The following is a 25,030-nucleotide window of genomic DNA, read 5'->3' as shown; positions in this document are numbered from 1 at the left end:
TGTCAGCGATCAGCGTGCGGTCACTCGCCCGATCACTTGGGCAGCGCCTTGATCTCCTTGTCCCACTTGGTCAGTAGCCGGACGCGCTCGGCCGAGGAGCCGTATTTGACGAAGTCGTACTTGATCAGCTTCATCTCCGACATTTTCGGAGCCTGGGCCGGGACCGGCGCGTTCTTGTTGGAAGGCACCTGATAGGACTTCGCCGGCGCGGCGAGGGCCTGCGCCGCCGGGGTCAGGGCCCAGTCGTAGAACTTCTTGGCGTTGTCGAGATTACGCGCGCCCTTGACGATCGACATCGAGCCGATCTCGTAGCCGGTGCCCTCGCAGGGAGCGACGGCCTTGATCGGGTCGCCCTGCACGGCGAACACCACGGCGTCATGGATGAAGACGATGCCGACGGCGGTCTCGCCGAGGCTCGCGGCCTTGGCCGGGGCGGCGCCCGACTTGGTGTACTGGCTGACGTTCTTGTGCAGGGCCCTGAGATAGTCGAAGCCCTTGTCCTCGCCCATCAGCTGCACGACCGTGGCGAGCAGGTTGTAGGCGGTGCCAGAGGAGTTCGGGTCGGCGACCTGGACGTCGTCCTTCAGCTTGGGATCGAGCAGGTCGGCCCAGCATTTGGGCTCATTCAGGCCCTTGGCCTTGATCTGCTGCGTGTTGTAGCCGAAGCCGAGCGCGCCGGCATAGATGCCGACCGAGCGCTTCTTCGCGGCTTCCCATTGCGCCAGCGCCCACTCGTGCATGTCCTTGTTGGCAGGCGATTCATATTCCTGGGTCAGGCCTTCCTCGGCCGCCTGCAGATGTGGGTCGCCGGTGCCGCCCCACCAGATGTCGCCGCGCGGATTGGACGATTCCGCCTTGAGCTGGGCGTAGATCTCGCCGGCCGACTTGCGGGTCATCGCGACCTTGATGCCGGTTTCCTTCTCGAAGGCGCCGCTCATGGCGCGGCACCACTCCTCCTGCACGCCGCAATACATGACGAGCGAGCCCTGGGCTTGGGCCGGAGCAGCGGCGAAGGTTGCGCTCGCAGCGGCGGCCAACAGCCCGGCGCGAAGCCAATGGTGTTTCTGCATATCTTCCTCCCGATTTTTGGTTCTGACTTGTTCTTGTTGGGTCGATAGTGACCGTTCGTTCGAAAAGATCAACGATCCCTGTGCCGGCTTACTATCCCGGTGATGCGTTCCAGCTCGGCCGTCAGCTCCGGCGTACAGCACAGCACCGGGTTGCCGACCTTGATTGCGTCGCCCGCAAAGAAGTCGTTGACGTCTGCGCCTGCCTCGGCGGCGATCACCAGCCCGGCGGCGACATCCCAGGCGTTGATGTGCAATTCGGCATAGGCCTCAGTGCGGCCGATCGCGACATGGCAGAGGCCGAGCGCGCCCGAGCCCGACCGCTTGACCGAGGCGCCGGCAGCGAAGCCGCGCCCGACCGTGGCGAGATATTCGTCAGTGGGGACGCGCGTCGACCAGCCGAATTCGAGATAGGCGCGGCGGATATCGGCCGTGCCAGAGACCTTGATGGGCTCGCCGTTCATGGTGGCGCCACGGCCACGGCGGCCGAGATAGATCTCGCCAAGTGCCGGGGCAGAGATGATACCGATCTCGGGTACGCCATTGAGCAGGAGGCCGATCGAGATGCACCAGTTGCGGTCGCCGCGGGCGAAGTTCGAGGTGCCGTCGATCGGGTCGATGATCCAGACCGCATCGGCGGCTTCGCCGCCGCCTTCCTCGCCGATCACGGCATCATCCGGAAACAGCACGGCGAGGCGCTCGCGCAGGAAGGTCTCGACCGCGCCATCGGCGACGGTGAGCCAGTCCTGCGCGCCCTTCATGCTGACGCCGAGGCTGTCCTTGCGGCCGAAATAGCCGAGCGCCAGCCGGCTCGCCTCTTCGACGAGGCCGAGCACCGCATATTGACGCAGATCGAGTTCGGCAGGCGTCATCACAGCGCCTCGAGCGAGACGGCGACCGGCTTGCCGGTGCGGCGCGATTCCGTCGCCGCGTCCGCCAGGATCTGTGCCTTCAGCCCATCGAGGCCCGACGGCGAGGGCGCGCGCTTGTCGCGGCAGGCCGCGACGAAGGCGTCGAGCTCGGCGCGATAGGCGGCGGCGTAGCGCTCCAGGAAGAAGTTCTGCACGGGATCGGCCCGGAAGCCGGCGCCGGTCGCGATCTCCACCGTGGTCTCGTGGATATTGCCGGCGCGCAGCATGCCCTTGGAGCCGTGCACCTCGATGCGCTGGTCGTAGCCATAGGTAGCGCGGCGCGAATTCGAGATCTGGGCGACGCGCCCGCTTGCAGTGCGCATCAGTACGGCGGCGGTATCGACGTCGCCGGCCTGGCCGATCGCCGGGTCGACCAGCGCCGAGCCGAGCGCGAAGACCTCGACCGGTTCCTCGGCGAGGAGGAAGCGGGCCATGTCGAAGTCATGGATCATCATGTCGCGGAAGAGCCCGCCCGAGCGCTTGACGTATTCGACCGGCGGCGGGCCGGGATCGCGCGAGATGACGCTGACGATCTCGATGGCGCCGGCCTCGCCCGCACGCAAGCGGCCTTCCAGCGCGGCGAAGTTCGGGTCGAAGCGGCGGTTGAAGCCGATCATCAGCGGCTTGCCGGACGTCTTCACCACCTCGAGGCAGCGGCGGATGCGGCCGGCGTCGAGATCGACCGGCTTCTCGCAGAACACCGCCTTGCCGGCGGAGACTGCGGCCTCGATCAGGTCGGCATGGGTGTCGGTCGGGGTGCAGATCACCACGGCATCGATACCGCTGTCGGCGAGGATCGCCTCGGTGGTGGCGACCTTGGCGCCGGAGGCCTGGGCGAGCGAGGCGGCGGCTTCTGGCGAGGCATCGGAGAGCGCGACCAATTGCGCATCGGAGCGAGCCGCGACATTGAGCCCGTGAATGCGCCCGATCCGGCCGGCGCCCAGCAATCCAAATCTCATCACGTCCGTGGTCCTGCGGTTCGAGAGTGCTCCGGCGCCTCAGTCGTGCGCGCCGAGAATGGTCTGGTCGAAGTCGACATTGGCGCCGGTCATCAGCCCCGATTCGGATGACGCCAGATAGGCGACGGCTTTGGCGACCTCGCGTGGATCGATCAGGCGGCCGAACGGTCGGCCGGCCTGCGCCTTCTCCAGCCAGCCATCCTGCGCATCATGGCGCAGTCGCATGATCGCGTCCTCGCCCGGCGTCGCCATCCAGCCGATATTCAGGCCGTTGACGCGGATGCGGTCGGAAAGCAGTCCGTAGGCAGCGTTGCGGGTCAGTGTCGCCAGTGCGCCCTTCGAGACACTGTAGGCAGCAAGGAAGGGCTGGCCGCCATGGGCCGACATCGACTGAATGTTGACGATGGCGCCCTGGATGCCTTGCTTGCGCATCAGCGTCGCAGCGTCCTGGATCAGGAAGAAGGGCGCGGTCAGGTTGACCGCCATGATCCTCGCGTAGAGCTCGGGGCTGGTGTCGAAGATCGTGCCGCGGTCGGTGTCGCCGGCGGCATTGACGAGGATGTCGAGCCGGTCGAAAGCTTGCTCGGCGGCCGGGACGATTCCGCGGACGGCGTCGAGATCGGCGAGGTCGGCGGCGTGGAACAGGGCGTTGCAGCCGGCAGCTTTCAGGCTGTTGGCGACGGCTTCGCCACGCTCGCGGTTGCGGCCGGTGAGGACGAGGCCGGCGGCGCCCCGCGCGGCGAATTCGCGGGCGATCGCTTCACCGAGGCCCTGGCTGCCGCCGGTGACGATGGCGACCTTGCCGTCGAGTTCGCGGCGGAAGTCGGTTGGCTGAGGCACCCTCTGCTCTCCCCGGCAGTGCCACTGTCATAATGGCACATTATTTTTATTGCGCTTGACTAATGGAACAAACATTCCATTCTCTGGCGGCGCAAGTCAAGGCCAAGAGAGCCCCTGTTCCCGATGACGTCGCCAGTGCAGCAGGAACCGCCCAAGGACGATTTCGACGGCTTCGTCGCCTTGCTGCGCGAGCGTGGGCCGAGCCTGCCGAAACGATTGCGGCAGGTCGCCGATTATGCGCTCGCCAATCCCGACGACATGGCGCTCAGCACCGCGGCGCAGGTGGCGCAGCAAGCCGGTGTGCAGGCCTCGACATTGGTGCGCTTCGCCCAGGCGCTCGACTATTCCGGCTTCAGCGAATTGCAGCAGCTCTTCCGCTCGCGGCTGCGCCAGCAATTCCCGGATTACCGCGAACGGCTGGCGGCGCTGCGCGACGAAGGCGCGGCCGGGCCGAACATGGCGCAGGTGCTGCTCGACGGTTTCGTCGAGGCCAGCCGCAGCTCGCTGACGCGGCTGCAATCGACCGTGAAATACCGCGACGTCGACAGGGCGACCGACCTGCTCGCCGGGGCGGAGACGATCATCCTGGTCGGTGCGCGCCGGATGTTCACCGTGGTGTCCTATCTCGCCTATGCCTTCGGCAAACTCGGCATCCGGGCGGTACTGGTCGACAATATCGCCGCGCTCGGCCCCGAACAGGCGGCGATCGCTCGCGACGGGGACGTCGTCGTTGCGGTGAGCTGCGCGCCCTATACGCCGGCGACGGTGGCGATGGCGGCGCAGGCTCACGGCAAGGGCATTCCGGTGATCGCGATCACCGACAGCGCGCTCAGCCCGCTCGCCCAGCATTGCTCCCTGTGGCTCGAGGTCGAGGAAGCCGATTACGGCGCCTTCCGCTCGATGTCGGCCACCTTCGCGCTCGCCATGACGCTCGCCGTCGGCACCGCAGAGAAAGCCCGTCCCGATGCCTGAACCCGTGCTCGACCTGATCTCGATCGGCCGCTCCTCGGTCGACCTCTACGGCCAACAGATTGGCGGCCGGCTGGAGGACATGGCCTCGTTCTCCAAGGCGCTCGGCGGCTGCCCGACCAATATCGCGATCGGCACCGCCCGGCTCGGCCTGAAATCGGCGGTGATCACCCGCGTCGGCGACGAGCAGATGGGCCGCTTCATCCTGGAGCAGTTGCAGCGCGAGGGCGTCGAGACCAAGGGCGTCGTCGTCGATCCCAAGCGCCTGACCTCGCTGGTCATTCTTGGCGTGCGCGACGAGAAAACTTTTCCGCTGATCTTCTACCGCAGCGATTGCGCCGATGCGGCGCTCGACGAGAGCGAGATCGACGAGGCCTTCATCGCCTCGGCCAAGGCGGTGGTGGTCACCGGCACGCATTTCGCCATTCCGAACGCGGCCAGGGCGCAGCGCAAGGCAATCACGCTCGCCCGCAAGCATGGGCGCAAGGTCGTGTTCGACGTCGACTACCGGCCCAATCTCTGGGGGCTGGCGGGACACGCCGCCGGCGAGGAGCGCTATATCCGCTCCGACAGCGTCACCCAGCATCTCCAGGCGATCCTGCCGGACTGCGACCTGATCGTCGGCACCGAAGAGGAATTGCACGCCGCCGGCGGCTCGGAGGACACGCTCGCCGCGATCCGCAACATCCGCGCGCTGAGCAAGGCGACGATCGTCTGCAAGCGCGGGCCGATGGGCTGCGTGGTCTTTCCGGGCGCCATTCCCGCCTCGATCGAGGACGGCATCAAGGGACCGGGCTTCCCGGTTGAGGTCTATAATGTGCTGGGGGCGGGCGATGCCTTCATGTCCGGCTTCCTGCGTGGTTATCTCAGCGACGAGCCGATCGAGACCTGCTGCACCTGGGCCAATGCCTGCGGCGCCTTCGCCGTCTCGCGCCTGCTCTGCTCGCCGGAGAGCCCGACCTTCGCCGAGCTGCAGTTCTTCCTGAAGCACGGCTCGCCGCACCGGGCGCTGCGCCATGACGTGGCGATCAACCATGTCCATTGGGCGACGACGCGCCGGCCGCAGGCTGCGACGCTGATGGCGCTCGCCATCGATCACCGCTCCCAGATCGAGGCGATGGCGGATGAGGCCGGCGTGCCGCGCGAGCGCATCCAGCTCTTCAAGCGGCTCGCCGTCGATGCCGCGGCGCGGATCGCCAAGGGTGCCGAGGGCTTCGGCATGCTGCTCGACGGGCGCCATGGCCGCGAGGCGCTGTTCCGTGCCGGCGATCACGGCTTCTGGGTGGCGCGGCCGCTGGAAGTGCCGGGCTCGCGGCCGCTGCGGCTCGAAACCGATGCCGACGGCTCGCTCGGGGCGGCGCTGAATGAGTGGCCGGTCGACCATGTCGCCAAGGTGCTGGCCTTCTATCATCCCGACGACGATGCGGCGCTGAAGGCCGAGCAGGAAGCGACCCTGAAGCGCGTCGCGCTCGCCTGCCGGCAGGTCGGCCGCGAGCTGCTGGTCGAGATCATCTGCTCGAAGAATGGACCGGTTGGCGACTATACCATGGCGAGCGTCATGCGCCGGCTCTACGCGATCGGCATCAAGCCGGACTGGTGGAAGCTGGAGGGGCAGCCGAGCGCGGCAGCCTGGGCGGCGGTCGATGCCGCGATCGTGGAGAACGATCCCTATTGCCGCGGCGTCGTGCTGCTCGGGCTCGATGCGCCGCTGCCGGAGCTGGAGGCCGCGTTCAGGCTGGCGCAGACCGCCAGGACGGTGAAGGGTTTTGCGGTCGGGCGCAGCATCTTCGGCGAGGCGGCGCGCGGTTGGCTCGCTGGCAAGCTCGACGACGAGGCCGCGACCGCGATGATGGCCGAGCGCTTCGGCCGGCTGGTCGACGCCTGGCAAGTGCGCTGAGGAGATTGCGATCATGAGCACGGTACGGCTCACCATGGCGCAGGCGCTTGTGGCAGCGATGGCCGCGCAGAAGACGATCGTCGGCGGCCGGACGCTGCCGCTTTTCGCCGGCGTCTGGGCGATCTTCGGCCATGGCAATGTCGCGGGCCTCGGCGAGGCGCTGCACGGCGCCCGCGATATCCTGCCGACGCTGCGCGCCCATAACGAGCAGGCGATGGCGCACGCCGCGATCGCCTTCGCCAAGGCCTCGCGCCGGCGCCGGATGATGGCGGTGACGAGCTCGATCGGGCCGGGCGCGACCAATATGGTGACAGCGGCGGCGGTCGCGCATGTCAATCGCCTGCCGCTGCTCCTGCTGCCGGGCGACGTCTTCGCCGGGCGCCGGCCCGATCCGGTGCTGCAGCAGATCGAGGATTTCGGCGACGGCACCGTCTCGGCGAATGACTGCTTCAGGCCGGTCTCGCGCTATTTCGACCGGATCACCCGGCCGGAGCAGATCATCCCGGCCTTCGAGCGGGCGATGCAGGTGCTGACCGATCCGTCGGAGTGCGGGCCGGTGACGCTGGCGCTGTGCCAGGACGTGCAGACCGAGGCTTTCGACTATCCCGAAAGCTTCTTCGCTGAGCGGATCTGGCAGCCGCGCCGGACGCGTCCGGACGAGCAGGAGCTGGCGCAGGCGGTTGCGCTGCTGAAGGGTGCAAAGCGGCCATTGGTCGTCGCTGGCGGCGGCACGCTCTACAGCGAGGCCGAGGGCGAACTCGCCCACTTCTGCCTGGCGCACGGGATCCCGAGTGCCGAGACGCAAGCCGGCAAGAGCGCCCTGCCGCATGACCATCCGCTCAATCTCGGCGCGATCGGCGTCACCGGCACCGGCGCCGCCAACGAGGCCGCGAAGAACGCCGATGTCGTGCTCGCGGTCGGCACGCGCCTGCAGGACTTCACCACCGGCTCGCGCGCGCTCTTCGCCGATCCGGAGTGCAGGATCATCGGGTTGAACACCCAAGCCTTCGATGCCGGCAAGCATGGCGGGCAGCCGCTGGTGGCCGATGCCAAGGCGGGGCTTGCCGAGTTGGAAGCCGCGCTTTCGGGCTGGAAGGCTCCGGCCGGCTGGACGGCTCAGGCGCAGGCATCGCGCGAAGCCTGGCTCACCACCGCCGCGCGCTATACCGCGGCGAGCAATCAGGCCTTGCCGAGCGATGCGCAGGTTGTCGGCGCAGTGCAGCGCCAGAGCCGGGCGAGCGATGTCGTGCTTTGCGCCGCCGGCGGCCTGCCGGGCGAATTGCACAAGCTCTGGCAGCCCGGCGCGCCCGGCGGCTACCATATGGAATACGGCTATTCCTGCATGGGCTACGAGATCGCCGGCGGCCTCGGTGCCAAGCTCGCCGACCCGGCCCGCGAGGTCTTCGTCATGGTCGGCGATGGCTCCTATCTGATGATGAATTCGGAGATCGCGACCTCGGTGATGCTTGGCATCAAGCTCACCATCGTCGTGCTCGACAATCGCGGCTTCGGTTGCATCAACCGCTTGCAGAATGCGACCGGCGGCGCCTCCTTCAACAATCTCCTGCGCGACACCCGCCATGAGACACTGCCCGAGATCGATTTTGCCGCGCATGCCGGTTCGATGGGCGCTATCGCACGCAAGGTCGCAAGCTTGGCTGAGCTGGAATCGGCCCTCGCCGAGGCGCGCGGGCATGATCGCACCAGCGTCATCGTCATCGACACCGACCCGCTGATCTCGACCGATGCCGGCGGGCACTGGTGGGAGGTCGCGGTGCCCGAGGTTTCGGTGCGCGACGAGGTCAAGGCGGCGCGCAAGCGCTATGACGGCGCGCTCGCCGCGCGCGACAACTGATCAAAGAGGACGACATGCCTATCCGTATCGGCGCCAACCCCATCGGCTGGTCCAATGACGATCTGCAGGACATCGGCGGCGCGACGCCGCTCGAAACCTGCCTGGCAGAAGCGCGCGAAGCCGGCTTCGTCGGCATGGAACTCGGCCATAAGTTCCCGCGCGAGCCGAAGGCGTTGAAGGCGGCGCTCGACCCGTTCGGCATGGCCTGCATCTCCGGCTGGTATTCGGCCGAATTGCTGAAGCGCGATGCCGATGAGGAGATGAAGCATCTGCGTGCTCATCTCGACCTGCTGAAAGCGATGGGCTCGACCGTGCTGGTCTTCGCCGAGACCTCGAACGCGATCCATGGCGACCGCAGCAAGGCCTTGTCGCAGCGCCCGGTGATGGCGGCGGGCGATTGGGCGCAGTTCGGCCGCAGGATCACCGAGGTCGCCGAGCGCACCCTCGCCGAGGGTGTCAGGCTGGTCTACCACCACCATATGGGCACGATCGTCGAGAGCGAGGCAGATATCGACGCCTTCATGGCGGCGACAGGCGACGCGGTTCACCTCCTGCTCGACACCGGCCACGCGACCTGGGGCGGGGCCGATCCGGCCAGGCTCGCGCAGCGCTATCGCACCCGCATCAGCCATGTCCATGCCAAGGACGTGCGTAAGGGCGTGATGGAGCAGGCGCGCCGCGAGGATTGGAGCTTCCTCGATGCCATCCTCGGCAAGGGCCGGGAACTCGGCGTCTACACCGTGCCGGGCGACGGCATGGTCGACTACCCCGCCGTATTCAAGGCGCTGCCGGGTTATTCCGGCTGGGTCGTGGTCGAGGCCGAGCAAGATCCCGAAAAGGCGCATCCGCTGACCTATGCCAAGAAGGGCGTCGCCCATCTCAAGCAGAGCCTGAAGGAGGCTGGGCTCGTCTGAGCCCGGACACGATCATGTCGAAGCTGCTGGTCAAGCCGCAGGCGCCCGACGTCGAGGGGCGCGTCCACGAGGTCACACCCGAAACCGCCGGCTGGGAGCATGTCGGCTTCGCCGTGCATAAGCTCGCCAACGGGCAGAACCTGTCGCGCGAGACGAGGAACAGGGAGCATTGCCTCGTCCTGCTTTCGGGCAAGGTCTCGGCTCGCGCGGGTGGGCAGGAGTTCGGCGTGATCGGCGGGCGTTCTTCGCCCTTCGAGCCCGATCCCTGGTCGCTTTACGTCCCGGCCGGCTCCAATTGGAGCGTCGCCGCGCAGGGGCCGTGCGAACTTGCGATCTGCTCGGCACCGGGCACCGCCGGCGCGCGCCCGGCCCGCGTTATCGACCCGAGCGATGTCGGCGCGCTGACGCGCGGGGAGGGCAGCAACACCCGCCATGTCCGCAACATCCTGCCGGAGACGGAAGCCGCCGATGGCCTGCTTGTCGTCGAGGTGATCACGCCGTCCGGCTGCTGGTCGAGCTATCCGCCGCACAAGCACGATGAGGACAATCTGCCGGCGGAGTCGCTGCTGGAGGAGACCTATTACCACCGGCTCAACCCGCCACAGGGGTTTGGCCTCCAGCGCGTCTATACCGATGACCGCTCGCTCGACGAGACCATGGCCTTTTCGGATGGCGACGTCGTTCTGGTGCCCAAGGGGTATCATCCCGTCGGCGCCCCGCATGGCTACGAGCTCTATTATCTCAACGTCATGGCCGGGCCGAAGCGGATCTGGAAGTTCCACAACGACCCCGCGCATGAGTGGATGCTGAAGGCGTGAGCGCGGCGGCCGGGATCGAACTGATCGGCGACGAGGATCTCGCCTATCTCAGGAGTCGCACCGCTTTCGTCGCAGGCGCTGGCATGGCGCTCGACGATGGCTATCGCCTGGCGCATCTGCCGCTGATCGACCCGGGTCATCCCAAGGCGATCGCGCGCAAGGACGGCACGCACTACGAGAACGGCCGGCACCCTCCGATTTATTCGCTGGTGGCGCCGACACTGGATCTGGCTCAGGCGCCAGCTTACCAGGAGCTGGAACAGGAGCTGCGCGACGCTCCGTTCGCGGGCAAGATCGCCTGGGACATCGTCGCACGGCGGCAGGCCAAGCTTCACGCGACGGTTTGCGGTTCGCTGTCGGTCGGTACGCTGCCAACCATCGATCCGGCCGCGCGCGAGGCGTTGTCGCGCATCGGGCCGATCGCGCTGGAGCTACGCGGCCTGTTCTCGGGAAACGTCAATCGCGGTCGGCTCTACCTGCGGCTCTATCCGGAGCGTCGCGACGGGCAGAATACCCTCCACCTGCTTCAGCGTGCGCTCGGGCGGCCGACCAGCGATCTCTATGTGGTCGGCATCTGGAACCTGAACGATGATCTCGACGTTGCTGAGGCGGCAGCGCTCGCGAACCTCGTCGAGCGCTGGTGGGACAGGCCGATCCTGCGCTTCACAGCCGCTGAGCTGTGGCTGATGGGAGCCAATGACGACCTCGTGCTCGACTCCGAAATCGTCGAGACCTTGAGTCTGGCATAGGCCGAGCTTCTGGCAGGGCATCGTTCCGGCTTGCCTTGCTGGCCTGACGGGTCTACCTCGCGCCCATCGCTTTCTGCTGCGGCTCGCGCGGCACCGCGATCTTTTCGGCCCGCCATCAGCGCTGTGGCCGAGCGGATCGCCCAACCGACAGGATCGAACCATGGCCCGCAAGAAATCAAAGCCGCTCGAGGCTTCCTTCGTGCTGTTCGACGTGTTCTACGAGGACGGCTCGCGCAGTTCGAACCGCCGCGTGCCAAGCGAACTGCTCGGCGGGATCGACGGTGACGATCCGGCTCTGGATGCGATCCAGGAGCAGGATCGCATCATTGCCGAGAAATCAGGCAGGCGCCCCCTGACGATCAAGAGCCTGGTGCGCGCCGGCGAGGCCGAGAAGCAGGCCGCTCGTCAAGCCGAGAAGGCGTCGCGCCGAGGCTGAGCAATTACCGCTTGGCTCGGCGTTTCGCGGCTGGCTGCGGCTGGCTGCCGCTGCTCAACAGCGAGCCGATGACGTAGAGCGCAAGGCCGACGCCGACCACGGCGGCAAGCGGCTCGCGTTCGCCGCGCTTCATCAGCATCTGACCGCCCTCGCGGGCATAGTCGCGGCCCATGTCGAGATAGTCCTGCCCGCGGGCTGCATAATCCCGGCTGCGATCGAGCTGCTCGCGTCCGCTGCCCACCAGATCGCGCCCGGCGCGCAGCGCCTGGTCGCCATAGTCGCGCAGCATCCGGCTCCAGCCCGAGGTATCGGGCTGCCAGCTCGAACGGCGGGGCGTCATCGCCCAGGCGATCAGGCCGACACTGAGCGCACCCACCGCGAAGGCTGCGAGCGGATGGCGCTCGACCGTCTCGACCGCCGCCTCGCCGGTTTCCTGGGCATAGCGGCCGGCATCGCGCAGCGTATCGCGCGGATCGAGCTCGGCGAGCTTTTCCTTGGCTCGGCCGTAGCCGTCCTTGACGGTTTCCGCTGTACGATTGGCAAGATCCGCAGCGCGGGCGGTGACGCTGTCCGTCGCGCGGTCGATCTCCGCATCTTCGCTGGAAGGCACGTCCGGCGGCAGGCGCTTGTCATTGTCCATCGTTCGACTCCGTGGGCTCGAAAGCTTCATGATCGAAACGAAGGAACGGCGGCGGAGTTCCGCCGCCGGATGGGATTAGCGCGAGGCGCGACGTGTGGCCCGCACAACCGACGGAGCGCTGACCGCACCGGCGGCCCCGCCGACAACCGCTCCGACCGGCCCGGCGACGACCGCTCCGGTCCCGGCGCCGACGGCGGCGCCGCTGACGCGCTGCTCCAGGGTCGTGCAGGCAGCCAGGCTGAAAGCCAGAACGGGCAAGGCAAGGTAAGCGGCAACCTTCATCAAAATGTCCTTTGGGGTGACTGACTATGGAATCTGCTGACTAGCCCAGAAGTTGCCGCACGGCGATGGCAGAGATTCGCATCGTTGGTTAAGCTTGCCGCGGCGAGCTCGACTCATCGCCCAGGGAGACTGCTCATGAAGACGCTTCTGTTCTCCACCGCCCTCGCTCTGATGACCATGGGACTCGCCGGTGCGCCGGCCTCGGCCCTGACCATGAAGGAGTGCAGCACCAAGTATCAGGACGCCAAGAAGGCGAACACGCTGAAGGGCCAGAAGTGGAACGATTTCCGCAAGGCCAACTGCGCCGACGACGATGCGTCGGAGAATGATGCGGCGGCGGCGGTGACGGATGCCCCGGCCCCGGCGGCGACGCCCGCCGCGACCACGGCGGGCAAGCCGGCCGCGGCGACCCCGGCCAAGCCCGCCGGCAAGGCCAAGGCAGCAGTGTTCCCGCGTGCCGTCGCGCCGAAATATTCGGATGAGACCGCCGGCAGGGCGCGCCTGAAGACCTGCGCCGACCAGTACAACGCCAACAAGGCCGCCAACGCCAATGGCGAGCTGAAATGGATCGAGAAGGGCGGCGGCTACTGGAGCCAGTGCAACGCCAAGCTCAAGGGCTGAGCAGGACTAGGCGTGGCGCGCCCGGGATCCGGGCGCGCCAGCAAAACGTCTCGACTTTATGAGCGTCAGGCCTTGCCGACGCTGCCATAGACCATGCGCCCCTGATGGAAGGTGGCGCTGCGCGCAGGCACGCGCGCCACGGCCTCGGCCGAGCAGCTGGCGCCGACCAAAGTGAAGCCGGCATCATCGCCCGCCTTCGGCCAGGCGCGCTTGCCCTCGTCGTCGAGCGGCAGGATGCCGCCGGTGGCGATGGCGAGCGAGCGCGACAGGCGGAACTCGTCGGAGTTCCGATAGACCTGCGCGTAGAAATAGGACCGCTCCAGCATGTCGCCGCTGCCGAAGGGCGACCAATGGTCGATCACGCTGTCGGTGCCGGTCATCACGAAGACGCCCTTGTCCTGCAATTGCGGCAGCGGCATCGTCAGGGCGCCGAGCGGCACGGTCGAGGCGATCGTCATCTTCTGGGCCGAAAGGCGCTGGATCGTCTCGGCCTGAAGGCCGGGCGCCATGGTCGCCAGCGCGAAGCCATGGCTGATCGTCACCTTGCCGCGCAAAGCCGGGTTCTTCTCGACCGTGTCGACCATGTAGGTGATTGCGGCGGCGCCGGACGGGCCGGTCTCGTGCAGGTGGATGTCGACGCCCTTGCCGGTGTCGAGCGCGATCTGGAACATCGCGTCGAGCGATTTCTCCATCGCCTTGTCGATATTGGTCGGATCGAGCCCGCCGACATACTGCACGCCCATCTTCATGGCTTCGCGCATCAGCCCGTCGACCTTGGAGTGCAGCAGGCCGTGCTGCGGAAAGGCGACGATTTCGCAGGAGAAGTCGTCGCGATGCTTCTCGAGCGCGAGCAGCAGGTGCTCCAGGCTCTTCAAGCCACTGACCGGGTCGATGTTGCAATGGCTGCGGGCGGTCGTCGTGCCCTTCGATTGCAGCAGGGCGATCAGGCCTTCGGCGCGCTCCTGCGAGGTCGGCAGCAGCGTCGGGATCAGCTTCTCCTCCAGCGCGATCATGTCCATGATCGTCTTGCCCTGGCGCGGACGCGGTGCCTGCCAGGGGCCGCCATAGAAGGTCTTGTCGAGGTGGATGTGCATGTCGCGCATCGCCGGCAGCGCGAGCTGCCCGTCGGCGTCGTAGCGCGGCAGCGTGGCGGAGAGGGCGGCGCCAGCGGGGTGCAAAGCGGCGATCTTCCCGTCCTTGATCTCGAGCGTATAGAGGCCGGTGCGGGTGCCGACCACGGTCTCGCCGTCATAGTCGAAGCCGTCTTCGAGCCGAACCCCGCCGAGATAGTAGTGGCGATCGGTCAGTGTGGTGACGCCGGTCTTGCCGGCATCCTTCCCGGCCTTGCTCGGAGCCGCCTCGGCGCCACCGGACAGGCTGATGATCGCTGCGGTGGTGGTGAGCTGGCCCGTTTGCATGAGAAAGCCCCTGCGGCTCTGGTGCTGCACGCTGCCCATGTCGTTTCCCCGGACTGGATTTTGGTAGCCCCGATCTACGGGAGAGCCGTCCGCATTGGCAGCGATGTTTCCCCATGATGATCATTCGATTCGGCAATGATCAGCGTGTTCAAGTCGATAGCCGATGATAGGCCGCAGGCGCGCTATGGCTGGAGGCCGCAAAAGGCGGCCAGCTGCCCGGCCAGGGCAGTCGTCGCATCCGGAGCGTTGTCGCGGTAATAGAGCGCCAGCTCGAAGCCGGTCACTCCCGGCAGACCTTCCGCCGTTCCCAGGACGCGATGGCCCTGCTGCCGGCAGCTTGCAGGAAGTAGAGTCAGGCCGAGCCCGGCGGCGGAGGCCGCGGTGAGCGCGGCCAGGCTCGTACTGGCGTAGCTGACCCGCCAGCGTATGCCGAGGCTGTCGAGGGTCTCGCACAGCTCCTCGCGGTAGAGCCCGTTTAGCGGAAACACCGCCAGCGGCACCGGCGCGCGCTCGATCGCAGGATGGGCGAGGCTGTCGAGCCAGAGCAGTGGCTCGGGCCTTGCGGCGCGCGGCGGCTGGCGGCGGCGCTGCTTGACTAGGATAAGGTCGAGCTCCTCGCGCTCATAGGCGCTGTAGAGATCGGCGCTGAGGCCGCTGGTCACGTCGAGGCGCAGATGCGGCTCCGCCAGACTGAACTGCGCCAGCAGGCCGGCGGTCGGCACGGTGAAGTCCTCGGGCATGCCGAGTCTAAGCACGCCGTCCCGCCAGAAGCCGGTCAGCGCGTCATGCGCCTCTTCATGCAGAGCGAGGATTCGCCTTGCATAGCTCAGCAGCCGGCCGCCTTCCTCGGTGAGCTGCACCTGGTGTGGATTGCGCTCGAACAGCGGCTTGCCCAGCATTTCCTCGAGCCGCCTGACCTGCTGGCTGACGGTCGACTGCGACAGGGAGACCCGCTCTGCGGCGCGGGTGAAGCTCATGCTGTCACAGACTGCGACGAAGCTTTGCAGCAGCTGCGGGCTGAACATGGGGTAGCGAGTCATCGTCGCGCTGCCGGGTGGTTCGGGGCGGTCACGCGATACTAGGCGGCGCAGGTGGCCGCGGCCAAGGCAGCGCCCGCCGGCGAGCAGCCAACGGCGCTTTGGTCCATCGATTTCGGGAGATCAACGACCAAGTCGTTGGGCCTGGTGGAGCTGAGGGGATTCGAACCCCTGACCTCTGCAGTGCGATTGCAGCGCTCTCCCATCTGAGCTACAGCCCCAGGGCGCTGGCCTTCTAGGCCGTGCGTCGCGCTTCTGTCAATCGCTTGCGACAGGAGTTTTGTGGGTGCTTCCGGCGAAGCGCCTGGGCTTCTCGGAGATGCTGCTCGATGCGTGCCGTTCTCGACGTCGTGATGCTGGCGCTGAACCTCTATGTCTGGATCCTGATCGCCTCGGCCGTGCTGAGCTGGCTGATCGCCTTCAACGTCGTCAACACCCGCAACCAGTTCGTCTCCACGGTCTGGGATTTCCTCTACCGCATCACCGAGCCGGCGCTGCGGCCGATCCGCAACATGCTGCCCAATCTCGGCGGCATCGACATCTCGCCGATCATCCTGCTGCTGCTGATCTTCTTCATCCAGAGCGTGATCACCCGCTACATCTACCCGAACGTTTTCTAGCCGGAATGAGGGCCTGGTCCGTCACGCCGGACGGGCTTGCGATCTCGATCCGCCTCACGCCGCGCGGTGGACGCGACGGCATCGATGGTATCGAGACGCTGGCCGATGGCCGCCAGGTGCTGAAGGCAAGGGTACGGGCCGCGCCCAGCGACGGCGAGGCCAATGCCGCCCTGATCGCGCTGCTGGCCAAGGAATTGACAGTCTCCCGTTCGCAGGTGTCGCTGACGGCCGGTGCGAGCGCGCGTCTGAAGCGCATCGTCGTTCATGGCGATGCGGAGGCGTTGGCGGCACGATTGCAGAAGCAGCTTTGCGAGATTTGATGCTGCATTGCAGCAGAATCAGGCTGCGGGCTCTTGACGGAGGCCATCGCTTTCTGGCCCAACATGCGCCATGGACCAACCAGCCCCCCAGCCGTTCCCGCAACGCCTGACTGAAGGCTATCGCGCTTTCCTCGACGATCGCTTCGTCCGCGAGCAGAGCCGCTACGAAAAACTCGCCGAGAGCGGGCAGACGCCGAAGATCATGCTGATCGGCTGCTGCGATTCGCGCGTCTCGCCCGAGGTAATCTTCGATGCGAGCCCGGGCGAGATGTTCGTGATCCGCAACATCGCCAATCTGATCCCGCCCTTCTCGCCGGACGATCAGCTGCACGGTACATCCGCCGCACTCGAATACGGCGTCCAGGCGCTCAAGGTCGAGCACATCGTCGTGCTCGGGCATGGCCGCTGCGGTGGCATCAAGGCCTTCGCCGACGATACGCAAGGGCCGCTGTCGTCCGGCGATTTCATCGGCCGCTGGATTACGCTGGTCGAGCCCGCGGCCCGGCGCTCGGGCGGACGCGGCCGGAACGAGACTCTGGACGATTATGTCGAGCGCCTCGCTCTGCTCTCGGTCCAGCAGTCGCTCGCAAACCTGCGCACCTTCCCTTGCATCAACATCCTCGAGGGCAAGGGCAGGCTGCACCTGCATGGCGCCTATTTCGCGGTCGCGACCGGCATGCTGATGCTGCTCGACCCGCAGACCGGGCAGTTCATCCCGGCGGTCGGCGAGATGCCGAAAAAGGTGCAGATGATCCGCTGCTCGGAGGTCGAGCCGGGACAGGATGGTTGACGTCTGCCGCCGATCGGGTGAATTTTGAATTATCCGCCGCTTGAAACGGCGGTGGCTGGGGAAAAAGTTTGCGATCCGGCAGCATTTCGCCGGACAAGCATTTTTGCTGCGCCGCCCCGATGACGAACCCGGAAGCTTGCGCTAGATTGCGCGCTCCCGGTCACTATCGTTGAAGCTGCATGTTCGATCGTCGTAAGCCCGCCGCCCCGGCGCCCTTCGTCACCCACGAGAATATCGAAGCCAAGGTCAAGTGGTTCGATCCGGAGAAAGGCTTCGGCTTTGCCTCTCCGGCGGACGGCTCCGGCGACGTGTTTCTCCATATCTCGGCCATCGGCCCGCAGGATCCGCAGGACCTGCAGCCCGGTGCGACCATCATCTGCGATCTCGGCGAAGGCCGGCGCGGCCTGCAGGTCGTTTCCGTCCACGAGATCGACGCCTCGACCGCAACCCCTGCAGCGCCGCGTGGCGCCGGCGGCCCCGGTGGCGGTGGCCGTCCGTTCTCGCCGCGCCCGCCGCGTGACGATTTCGGCGGCGGCTATGGCGGTGGCGGCGGCGGCTACGACCGCGGCGACCGCGGTGGCTTCGACCGCGGTGATCGCGGCGGCTTCGATCGTGGCGCCAGCGCCCCGATGGAAGGCCCCTTCGACGGCGCGGTGAAGTTCTTCAACACCGACCGCGGCTTCGGCTTCATCGCCCCCGACAAGGGCGGGCCGGACGTGTTCCTGCACGTCTCGTCGCTGAGCCGCAGCGGCCTGCAGCCGCCGATGGACGGGCAGCGCGTGCGCTTCTCGATCCGTGCCGGCAAGAAGGGCCCCGAGGCCGCGAACATCAGCTTCCTCTGAGAAGCTGATCGTGAGCACATCTCGCCGGTCAGGCTGAACCAGCCTGACCGGGCTATGATCTTGACGCATTGATGAGGCGGTGGGCCGAAAGGTCCAGCCGCCTCAAACGCGTTCGAGGGCCCGATGCGGCAGGGCCGGCAGGCTGACCGCTATCGAATCGCCGGGACGGACCTCGCCGCCCGCCAGTACGATCCCCATGATCCCGGCCTTGCGGATCAGCTTTCCGTCCGGATCGCGGCCGAGCACGGCCTTGAGCAGGCCTGGCTGGAACGTCTCGATCTGGACGCAGGGATTGCGCAGGCCGGTGATCTCGACGAGCGCGTCAGCGCCGAGCCGCAGGCGCGTGCCGGTGGGCAAAGCGAGCAGGTCGATTCCGCGGGTGGTGACGTTTTCACCCGTATCGCCGGGTCGAATCGAAAAGCCGCCAGTTGCGAGCTCGTCGAACAGCTCCCCATGGATCAGGTGGATCTGGCGCAGATTGGGCTGCGTCGGATCGACGGCGACGCGCGAGCGGTGTTTCACCGTCTCGCCGCAATGAGCATCGCCCTCGATGCCGAGGCCGGCGAGCAGCCGAATCGCCGGCAAGATCGGCTTGCTGAAGCGGTGGCCTTGGTCCCGTGCGACTGCGACGATCGTGCCCATCTCTCGCCTCCATGCTGGTGGTGGGTCTTTGGCATGGCGGGCGCGGCTTTGGGAGATGGACGCGCAACAAAAAACCGGGCCTGTCACCAGGCCCGGTCGATCGCCCCTTTAAAATGGCCCGTGCTCAGTGCTCGTCGCCCTCGAGCCCGCCGACATGCTTCTGGGTGTAGAGTTCGAGGCCGATGCGACCGATCAGGTCGAGCTGGGTCTCGAGGAAGTCGATATGGCCTTCCTCGTCCTTCATCAGGGCCTTGAACAGGTCCTCGGATGGGTAGTCGCCAACGTCGCGGCAGTATTTCGCGGCTTCCTGATAGAGGGCGCGCGCCTCGACCTCGGCCTTGAGGTCGCACTCGATCACTTCCTTGACGTTCTCACCGATGCGCAGCGCGTCGAGCGTCTGCAGATTCGGGAAGCCTTCGAGGAAGAGGATGCGGTCGACGAAACGGTCGGCATGGACCATCTCCTCGATCGATTCCTTCTTCCAGGTCTTGGCCATGTCCTTCAGCCCCCAATTATCGAGCATCCGGTAGTGCAGCCAATACTGGTTGATGGCCGTGAGCTCGGAGCGCAGGCCCTTGTTGAGGTATTCGATGACCTTCTTGTCGCCCTTCATGCCGCTCTCCTCGCAATCGACTACATTAGAATGATCCTAATGTAGAGCGGCTCGATCGGAAAGGGAAGGGCAGATCGCGCGCCTGGCGCGAGAAAACGTGTCGTGCCGGATCAGGCGGCGACGCGGTCGTCATTCTCCTCGATGCCGGCCAGCATTAGGCCGACCGAGACATGCACGGCGCATTCGACATCGTGGCTGGCGCAGCTGTGGCACTGGCTGGCGCAGGCGGCGCGCGCCTCGACGAGCAGGGAACGAACCTCGCGGGCGCAACGTCCGCAATCCGGGCTGCAGCCGAGGCAGTCATAGGCCTCGCCCGCGGTGCGCGGACCGCTGCCGTCAGGGGCGATGGTGCCCTTGATCTGCCGGCAGGAGAGAACGTTGCAGGAGCAGACGATCACGCCCGGTGGCCCCCGGCGACCTTCGTCACCGTCTCCTCGCCATCGGCACGACGCAGGCGCACGATCACCTCGACCGAGGAGATCATCATGCCTTCCGGCGCGACGGGCAGGCCCGAGACATGAATCTCGGAGCCGGGGATATCGACGACGGTCTCGTCGTCCTCATTGTAGAAATGGTGGTGCTCCGAGACATTGGTGTCGAAGAAAGTCTTCGGCCCGGAGACCGAGACCTGGCGCAGCAGGCCGACCTCGGAGAACTGACGCAGTGTGTTGTAGACGGTTGCGAGCGAGAGCGGCTCACGGGCGCGCAGCGCCTCCTCATAGAGCATCTCGGCGCTGACATGGCGGTCGCCCTTGGCGAAGAGCAGCCAGCCCAGCGCCATGCGCTGGCGCGTGGGCCTGAGGCCGACGCTGCGCAGGCGCGCCTTGACCGCGCTGATCGGGCAGGCAGCCGGGGCCTTCTGCGGCCAGGGGATCTGCTCCGCCTGGGTCCGCGCCGGGCTGCCATCCTTCAGGGACAGAATGCTCATGAACGCCTTCCAACTCGAAGTTCGGTGTCTTCGTAGTTTAGAATTTATCTAAACTACTGATATTATTGGTATTTTTGCCGTCTCCGAAGCCGACTGTCAATCTCTTCGCACCTGCGGCAAGACGCATCAGGGGGTTGTCCACGACGCGGTGCAGCGCTTTCGGGCAGGTCTTAGTGCCCGCCGCCGCCACCTGCCGGCTTGGCTGCCGGCGGCTTGCTCATGAAGATGGCGAGCAGGACCAGGGCCCCGAAAATCACGGTCAGGCCGAGGAAGACGTCGCCGAAAGCCATGACCAGGGCCTGCTTGTGAGCCCGCTGTGTCAGCAGCTTCAGCGCCATGGACTGGGCGGCGTCGCCATATTCGGCGAAGCGCTGGACCATCGAGGCAAGGTTCTCCTCGGCGATCTGGCGGCCGGCTGCGACAGCCTCGTGCAGGCGGGTGATGTGCAGGTCGGTGCGGTTGTTGAGCAGGGTGTTGATCACCGCGAGCCCGACCGCGCCGCCGAGATTGCGGGTGAGGTTGTAGAGGCCCGACGCATTCTTCAGCTGCTGCGGCGGCAAGGTGCCGAGCGCGAGATTGTTGATCGGCACCATGCACAGCATCAGCGAGCAGCCGCGCAGGATCTGCGGCACCAGCAGCTCGTAGAAATCCCAGTCGGCAGTGATGGCGGAGGCGATGTAGGTGCCGAGCGCGAAGCCGCCGAAACCGATCATCATCATGATGCGCGGGTCGAGCTTGGCCGAGAGGCGCCCGGCGATCGGCGCCGTCAGAAACATGGCGAGGCCGGTGACGAACATGGTCTCGCCGATCATCAGCGCGTCATAGCCGCGGATGCGCCCGAGATAGACCGGGTAGAGATAGGTCAGGCCATAGAGGCCGATGCCCATGGTGAAGGAGAACAGCGAGCCGAAGGCGAAGTTGCGGTTGCGGAAGGCGTAAAGGTCGACCAGCGGGTCGTCGCGGGTCAGCGCCCGCCAGAAGAACAGCACCGCGCCGATGATCATCACGAATGTGAAGAGCACGATCTCGTGGCTCTCGAACCAGTCGAGCCGCGTGCCTTCCTCGAGCACGTATTCCATGCTGCCGAGGAAGGCGGCCATGGCGCCGAGTCCGACCCAGTCGAAGCGCTTGAGCAGGCTGTGATCGGGCTTGTCGAAGTCGATCAGGTTCCAGGCGGCGATGGTGACGGCGATGCCGGGCACGACATTGACCAGGAAGAGCCAGTGCCAGGAAAAGGCATGGCTGAGATAGCCGCCGACGGTCGGGCCGATGGTCGGGGCGAGCGTGGCGATCAGGCCGATCAGCGGCGAGACGATCGGCCGCTTCGAGGCCGGGAAGATGGTGAAGGCCGCGGCGAAGACGCCGGGAATCATGCCGCCGCCGATGAAACCCTGCACCGCGCGCCAGAGGATCATCTCGTTGATCGAGCTCGACATGGCGCAGAGCACGCTGGAGATGGTGAAGCCGGCAGCGGCGATCGAGAAGAAGACGCGGGTCGACAGCGCCCGGCTGAGATAGCCGGACAAGGGGATCATGATCACTTCGGCGATCAGATAGGCGGTCTGGACCCAGGCGATCTCGTCGCTGGAGGCCGACAGACCCGCCTGGATCTCGGCGAGCGAGGCCGAGACGATCTGGATGTCGAGGATCGCCATGAACATGCCGAAGACCATCGCCATGAAGGCGAAGATCCGGCGCATCGGAATGGCATCAGCGGCCGGCGCAGGGACCGGAATGGCAGTCGTGGCGGTGGCCATGCCGGCCTCCAAGACGGGTTTCAGCTTCGGGCTTCAGCTTGGGGTTGGAGCCGAGCCCCCGACCCGAGGAGCGCCGTGAGGCGCGGTGCGCTTTGGCCCAGAAGGGGCGGTTGAGCCTTGGCGCATCGCCATTCCCCGGTCGGGAACGGCTCCTCGGGTCGAGGGCCCGGACGTCTGGTTATTTCTGCGCGCTCGGGCGCGGGTCGATCGAGACCACGACCGACATGCCCGGGCGCAGCACATGCTTGCTCGCCGACTCGGGCGAGAGTGCAATCCGAACCGGCACGCGCTGAACGATCTTGGTGAAATTGCCGGTGGCGTTGTCGGGCGGCAGCAAGGTGAAGACCGAGCCGGTGCCGCCGGCGATGCCGCTGACCGTGCCGTCGAAGACCTGGCCGGGCAGGGCGTCGACGGTGATCTTGGCCTTGTCGCCGATCTTCAGCGGGCCGACCTGCGTCTCCTTGAAGTTGGCGTCGACATAGACCTTGTCGAGCGGGACGATCGACATCAGCCGCTTGCCGGCGCTGACGAGGTCGCCGAGCTGCATGTTGGTGTTGGCGACGAGGCCGTCGATCGGCGCCGAGATCGACATAAAGGAGAGATCGCGAGCGGCCTTGTCCTCGGCGACCTTGAGCTCGTCGATCTGGCGGGCAGCCTCGACGCGCTGCGCCTTCAGCACCTCGATATTGGCCGTAGCCTGGACGACGCCGGCCTTGGCGCTGGCGAGCGAGGCGACAGCCTGGTCGCGCGCGGCGGTGGCGGCGTCGAGTGTCGCCTGCGAGCCATAGGATTTGGCGGCGAGGTTGCTGGCGCGGTCGAAATCGGCGGCGGTACGAGTGACGGCCGCCTCGGCCGAGGTCTGCTGGGCCTGCGCCTGCTGCAGGCTGGCGCGGGCGGCCTCGACCTGTGCATCGATGCGCGAGAGCGTCGCCTTGGCTGTCGCGCTCTTGGCCTGGGCACTCTCCAGCGCGATGCGCTGGTCACCAGGATCGAGTGCCACCAGAGCCTGGCCGGCCTTGACCTCCTGGTTCTGCGTCACCGAGATCGTGGCGATGTTGGCCGGCAGCTTGGCCGAGATCGTCGCCATCTCGGCGCCGACATAGGCGTCGTCGGTCGAGACGATGAAGCGGCCATTGCGCCACCAGTCGACACCGAACCAGAGACCGGCGGCGAGCGCCGTGCCGGCGACGAGGATCAGAGCGACGCGCTTGGTGCCGCTGCGCTTGGGCGCCGGCTTTTCGCCAGCCTGCGGGGCGGGAGCGCGTTCCTCCTCGGCCTTGCGGGCTTCGACAGGGGTCTGCTCGAGCACGGGGTCGACCAGCTTCAGCCGGTCGCGGCGGGGCTCGATAAGCTTTTCAACGGCAGATTCGACAGTCATGGTAACAACGCCCTGACGATCACAATTCGAACCGCTTGGTTCGATTGCGCTTGAAATAGCGCCGAAGCCGGGGCATATCAAGAGGAAATCGAACCGGTCGGTTCGATTATTTTTGCAAGCGCGAATATGCGCGAAATGGATGGAATAGAATGACCGCGACGCTGGAGCCGCGACACGTCAAGGCGATCTCCCGCAACCGGCGCGCCGCCGGGACTGATCCCGACAAGCGTCACCAGATCCTCGAAGGGGCGCATGCCGTCTTCACCGCGCGTGGTTTCGATGCGGCCAGCATGAACGACATCGCCGCTGCGGCGAACGTCTCGAAGGGCACGCTCTACGTTTATTTCGAGGACAAGGAGCACCTCTTCGTCGCTCTGATCGAGCGCGAGCGCGAGAAGCAGAAGCAGGGCATGTATGAGGCGCTGGCCGAGGAGCCCGACCTCGCCCTCGCGTTGACGAATTTCGGCTCGGGGCTGGTGCGCCTGTTGACCGGCCCCTTCGCGATGAGTGCTCATCGGATCGTGCTGGGGGTCGCCGAGCGCATGCCCGACCTCGGCCGGGAATTCTACGAGCGCGGCCCGATGCAGGGCGCGCGGCATCTGGCGGACTTTCTCGGCCAGCGTGTCGCCAAGGGCGAATTGGCGATCGAGGACACCGCTTTGGCCGCGGCGCAGTTCGTCGACCTCTCACAGTCGACCCTGATGCGCCCACGCTTGTTCAATGCCGAGCGCATGCCGCCGAGCGAGGACGAGATCGCTTACGTCGTCGGCGAGGCGGTCCGGACCTTCATGGTGCGTTATCGGGTGCTGCCCGCGGCGCCCTGAGCTTTGGCGAAGCGGACAATGTCCGCAAGGACCGGAGCGCGGCCGCGAAAGCCGGTGTTCAGCGCGAGCAGGATGCCGGCATGGCCGAGGCCGGGATAGGTCTTCAGCTCGACCGTTGCCCCCTGGGCCCGGAGCTTTTCGGCAAGCGAGGCGCTGTTGCGCGGCCTGACCGTTTCGTCCTCGTCGCCGGTCGCGAGGAAGGCGCGCGGCGCGCGAGCACTGGCAAAGCTGATCGGCTGCGTTTCAGGCAGGCGCGGATAGTCGCCGAAGGCGGCGATGCTGCGGGGATCATCGAGCGGCAGGAAATCATAGGGACCGGCGAGGCCAGTGACGCAGCGCACAAAGCCGGGCGGCAGGCCGGCGCGCGCGAGGAAACGCCGATCGAGCGCCAGCATCATCGCGTTATAGGCGCCGGCCGAATGACCGCTCAACGCAATGCCGGCGCCATCGCCGCCATAGGCCGCGATGTGGTCGCGCACCCAGCGCAAAGCCAGTGCGCAGTCCTCGACGAAGGTTGGGAAGCGCACCTGCGGCACCAGCCGGTAATCGGGAATGACGGTGACGAAACCCTGTGCCGCGAAGGCGCGGCCGACGAAGGCGTAGTCGGCCCGCTCGCCGTTGTTCCAGCCGCCGCCATAGAGGAAAACCATGACCGGAGCGCGTCCTGCGATTTGCTCCGGCAGGTAGACGTCGAGCCTGTGACGCTCGTCGGGGCCGTAGGCGATGCCGCTGGCGGCAAGGCGGCCACCGGCATCGGCGGGCGTGAAGGCATTCAGCAGCCCCAGCGGCGAACAGGCTGACAGCAATGTCGAGCCTGCAGCGAGGAGAGCACGGCGACTGAGAGTGGTGAGGGAGGTCATTGCGGGCGAGGCTAGGATGAGGGTGGCGCTCTGGATAGAGGGC

General features: G+C 66.6%; 27 protein-coding genes and 1 tRNA gene. 13 read left to right on the top strand and 15 right to left on the bottom strand.

The genetic code is table 11. From position 1 onward, the window contains the following. Positions 1-32 precede the first annotated feature (32 nt). The 4 genes from ACWIGM_RS06770 to ACWIGM_RS06755 form a co-directional block, all read right to left on the bottom strand. Entirely contained in the window at positions 33-1,070 is a 1,038-nt protein-coding gene (locus ACWIGM_RS06770) for an ABC transporter substrate-binding protein (RefSeq protein WP_454025125.1), read from the bottom strand. 68 nt (positions 1,071-1,138) lie between these two features. Further along, positions 1,139-1,939: an inositol monophosphatase family protein gene (locus ACWIGM_RS06765; RefSeq protein WP_454025124.1), complete on the bottom strand. Its 801-nt coding sequence runs from the start codon at positions 1,937-1,939 to the stop codon at positions 1,139-1,141. Beyond that, positions 1,939-2,940 carry an inositol 2-dehydrogenase gene (gene iolG, locus ACWIGM_RS06760; protein ID WP_454025123.1) on the bottom strand — a complete coding sequence of 334 codons (1,002 nt, stop codon included), beginning with the start codon at positions 2,938-2,940 and terminating at the stop codon, positions 1,939-1,941. Before iolG ends, ACWIGM_RS06765 begins: the two co-directional genes overlap by 1 nt. 36 nt (positions 2,941-2,976) lie before the next feature. Further along, the gene (locus tag ACWIGM_RS06755) at positions 2,977-3,777 is read right to left on the bottom strand and encodes an SDR family oxidoreductase (protein ID WP_454025122.1); all 801 of its coding nucleotides are present in this window, start codon (positions 3,775-3,777) and stop codon (positions 2,977-2,979) included. Between the two features lie 123 nt (positions 3,778-3,900). On the opposite strand from ACWIGM_RS06755, the gene ACWIGM_RS06750 reads away from it, so the two are divergent. From ACWIGM_RS06750 to ACWIGM_RS06720, 7 genes are all read left to right on the top strand, one after another. After that, a complete protein-coding gene (locus ACWIGM_RS06750; protein ID WP_454025121.1) occupies positions 3,901-4,749 on the top strand; it encodes a MurR/RpiR family transcriptional regulator in 849 nt (282 codons plus the stop codon). Next, the gene (locus tag ACWIGM_RS06745; protein WP_454025120.1) at positions 4,742-6,643 is read left to right on the top strand and encodes a bifunctional 5-dehydro-2-deoxygluconokinase/5-dehydro-2-deoxyphosphogluconate aldolase; all 1,902 of its coding nucleotides are present in this window, start codon (positions 4,742-4,744) and stop codon (positions 6,641-6,643) included. The genes ACWIGM_RS06750 and ACWIGM_RS06745 overlap by 8 nt, the downstream gene beginning before the upstream one ends. A gap of 13 nt (positions 6,644-6,656) precedes the next feature. Then, positions 6,657-8,498: a 3D-(3,5/4)-trihydroxycyclohexane-1,2-dione acylhydrolase (decyclizing) gene (gene iolD, locus ACWIGM_RS06740; protein WP_454025119.1), complete on the top strand. Its 1,842-nt coding sequence runs from the start codon at positions 6,657-6,659 to the stop codon at positions 8,496-8,498. 14 nt (positions 8,499-8,512) lie between these two features. Beyond that, positions 8,513-9,412, top strand: coding sequence for a myo-inosose-2 dehydratase (gene iolE / locus ACWIGM_RS06735; RefSeq protein WP_454025118.1), 900 nt, complete (start codon positions 8,513-8,515; stop codon positions 9,410-9,412). 14 nt (positions 9,413-9,426) lie between these two features. Then, the gene (iolB, locus tag ACWIGM_RS06730) at positions 9,427-10,230 is read left to right on the top strand and encodes a 5-deoxy-glucuronate isomerase (protein WP_454025117.1); all 804 of its coding nucleotides are present in this window, start codon (positions 9,427-9,429) and stop codon (positions 10,228-10,230) included. Beyond that, complete coding sequence (locus ACWIGM_RS06725; protein WP_454025116.1) at positions 10,227-10,979, top strand: hypothetical protein; 753 nt, start codon at positions 10,227-10,229, stop codon at positions 10,977-10,979. Before iolB ends, ACWIGM_RS06725 begins: the two co-directional genes overlap by 4 nt. Positions 10,980-11,139: 160 nt before the next feature. Beyond that, positions 11,140-11,415: a hypothetical protein gene (locus ACWIGM_RS06720; protein WP_454025115.1), complete on the top strand. Its 276-nt coding sequence runs from the start codon at positions 11,140-11,142 to the stop codon at positions 11,413-11,415. Positions 11,416-11,419: 4 nt separating this feature from the next. On the opposite strand, the gene ACWIGM_RS06715 is transcribed toward ACWIGM_RS06720, so the two are convergent. Then, the gene (locus tag ACWIGM_RS06715; RefSeq protein ID WP_454025114.1) at positions 11,420-12,055 is read right to left on the bottom strand and encodes a hypothetical protein; all 636 of its coding nucleotides are present in this window, start codon (positions 12,053-12,055) and stop codon (positions 11,420-11,422) included. Positions 12,056-12,472: 417 nt separating this feature from the next. On the opposite strand from ACWIGM_RS06715, the gene ACWIGM_RS06710 reads away from it, so the two are divergent. Continuing rightward, positions 12,473-12,958 carry a hypothetical protein gene (locus ACWIGM_RS06710; protein WP_454025113.1) on the top strand — a complete coding sequence of 162 codons (486 nt, stop codon included), beginning with the start codon at positions 12,473-12,475 and terminating at the stop codon, positions 12,956-12,958. A gap of 65 nt (positions 12,959-13,023) precedes the next feature. On the opposite strand, the gene ACWIGM_RS06705 is transcribed toward ACWIGM_RS06710, so the two are convergent. The 3 genes from ACWIGM_RS06705 to ACWIGM_RS06695 form a co-directional block, all read right to left on the bottom strand. Continuing rightward, a complete protein-coding gene (locus ACWIGM_RS06705; RefSeq protein WP_454025112.1) occupies positions 13,024-14,376 on the bottom strand; it encodes an amidohydrolase family protein in 1,353 nt (450 codons plus the stop codon). Positions 14,377-14,558: 182 nt separating this feature from the next. Next, complete coding sequence (locus ACWIGM_RS06700; protein ID WP_454025111.1) at positions 14,559-15,416, bottom strand: LysR family transcriptional regulator; 858 nt, start codon at positions 15,414-15,416, stop codon at positions 14,559-14,561. Positions 15,417-15,558: 142 nt separating this feature from the next. Beyond that, positions 15,559-15,634, bottom strand: a tRNA-Ala gene (locus ACWIGM_RS06695). Between the two features lie 108 nt (positions 15,635-15,742). On the opposite strand from ACWIGM_RS06695, the gene ACWIGM_RS06690 reads away from it, so the two are divergent. The 4 genes from ACWIGM_RS06690 to ACWIGM_RS06675 all read left to right on the top strand — a co-directional run bounded on the left by ACWIGM_RS06690 (position 15,743) and on the right by ACWIGM_RS06675 (position 17,985). Next, the gene (locus tag ACWIGM_RS06690; RefSeq protein WP_091836582.1) at positions 15,743-16,033 is read left to right on the top strand and encodes a YggT family protein; all 291 of its coding nucleotides are present in this window, start codon (positions 15,743-15,745) and stop codon (positions 16,031-16,033) included. Positions 16,034-16,038: 5 nt separating this feature from the next. Then, a complete protein-coding gene (locus tag ACWIGM_RS06685) occupies positions 16,039-16,353 on the top strand; it encodes a DUF167 family protein (protein ID WP_454025110.1) in 315 nt (104 codons plus the stop codon). 70 nt (positions 16,354-16,423) lie between these two features. After that, positions 16,424-17,143, top strand: a complete 720-nt coding sequence (locus ACWIGM_RS06680; protein WP_454025109.1) for a carbonic anhydrase — start codon at positions 16,424-16,426, stop codon at positions 17,141-17,143. 179 nt (positions 17,144-17,322) lie between these two features. Further along, positions 17,323-17,985: a cold-shock protein gene (locus ACWIGM_RS06675; protein WP_454025108.1), complete on the top strand. Its 663-nt coding sequence runs from the start codon at positions 17,323-17,325 to the stop codon at positions 17,983-17,985. A 102-nt stretch (positions 17,986-18,087) separates the two neighbouring features. On the opposite strand, the gene ACWIGM_RS06670 is transcribed toward ACWIGM_RS06675, so the two are convergent. The 6 genes from ACWIGM_RS06670 to ACWIGM_RS06645 all read right to left on the bottom strand — a co-directional run bounded on the left by ACWIGM_RS06670 (position 18,088) and on the right by ACWIGM_RS06645 (position 23,303). Then, the gene (locus tag ACWIGM_RS06670; protein WP_454025107.1) at positions 18,088-18,627 is read right to left on the bottom strand and encodes an MOSC domain-containing protein; all 540 of its coding nucleotides are present in this window, start codon (positions 18,625-18,627) and stop codon (positions 18,088-18,090) included. 124 nt (positions 18,628-18,751) lie between these two features. Next, a complete protein-coding gene (gene bfr, locus ACWIGM_RS06665) occupies positions 18,752-19,240 on the bottom strand; it encodes a bacterioferritin (RefSeq protein ID WP_092156792.1) in 489 nt (162 codons plus the stop codon). Between the two features lie 110 nt (positions 19,241-19,350). Then, entirely contained in the window at positions 19,351-19,638 is a 288-nt protein-coding gene (locus ACWIGM_RS06660) for a (2Fe-2S)-binding protein (RefSeq protein ID WP_164985958.1), read from the bottom strand. Beyond that, positions 19,635-20,168, bottom strand: a complete 534-nt coding sequence (gene irrA, locus ACWIGM_RS06655) for an iron response transcriptional regulator IrrA (RefSeq protein ID WP_454025106.1) — start codon at positions 20,166-20,168, stop codon at positions 19,635-19,637. Before irrA ends, ACWIGM_RS06660 begins: the two co-directional genes overlap by 4 nt. A gap of 170 nt (positions 20,169-20,338) precedes the next feature. Further along, a complete protein-coding gene (locus ACWIGM_RS06650; RefSeq protein ID WP_454025105.1) occupies positions 20,339-21,925 on the bottom strand; it encodes a DHA2 family efflux MFS transporter permease subunit in 1,587 nt (528 codons plus the stop codon). Positions 21,926-22,103: 178 nt separating this feature from the next. Then, positions 22,104-23,303 carry an HlyD family secretion protein gene (locus tag ACWIGM_RS06645; protein ID WP_454025104.1) on the bottom strand — a complete coding sequence of 400 codons (1,200 nt, stop codon included), beginning with the start codon at positions 23,301-23,303 and terminating at the stop codon, positions 22,104-22,106. A 149-nt stretch (positions 23,304-23,452) separates the two neighbouring features. Here ACWIGM_RS06645 and ACWIGM_RS06640 point away from each other — a divergent pair, with 149 nt between their 5' ends. Then, positions 23,453-24,127: a TetR/AcrR family transcriptional regulator gene (locus tag ACWIGM_RS06640; RefSeq protein ID WP_454025103.1), complete on the top strand. Its 675-nt coding sequence runs from the start codon at positions 23,453-23,455 to the stop codon at positions 24,125-24,127. On the opposite strand, the gene ACWIGM_RS06635 is transcribed toward ACWIGM_RS06640, so the two are convergent. Next, entirely contained in the window at positions 24,100-24,987 is an 888-nt protein-coding gene (locus ACWIGM_RS06635) for an alpha/beta hydrolase (protein WP_454025102.1), read from the bottom strand. The genes ACWIGM_RS06640 and ACWIGM_RS06635 overlap by 28 nt on opposite strands. Between the last annotated feature and the right edge of the window lie 43 nt (positions 24,988-25,030).

The sequence above is a fragment of the Allobosea sp. NPDC055332 genome (assembly GCF_053645455.1).
The sequence above is the reverse complement of the archived record's forward strand: the minus strand, read 5'-3'. Positions and strand labels throughout refer to the sequence as shown.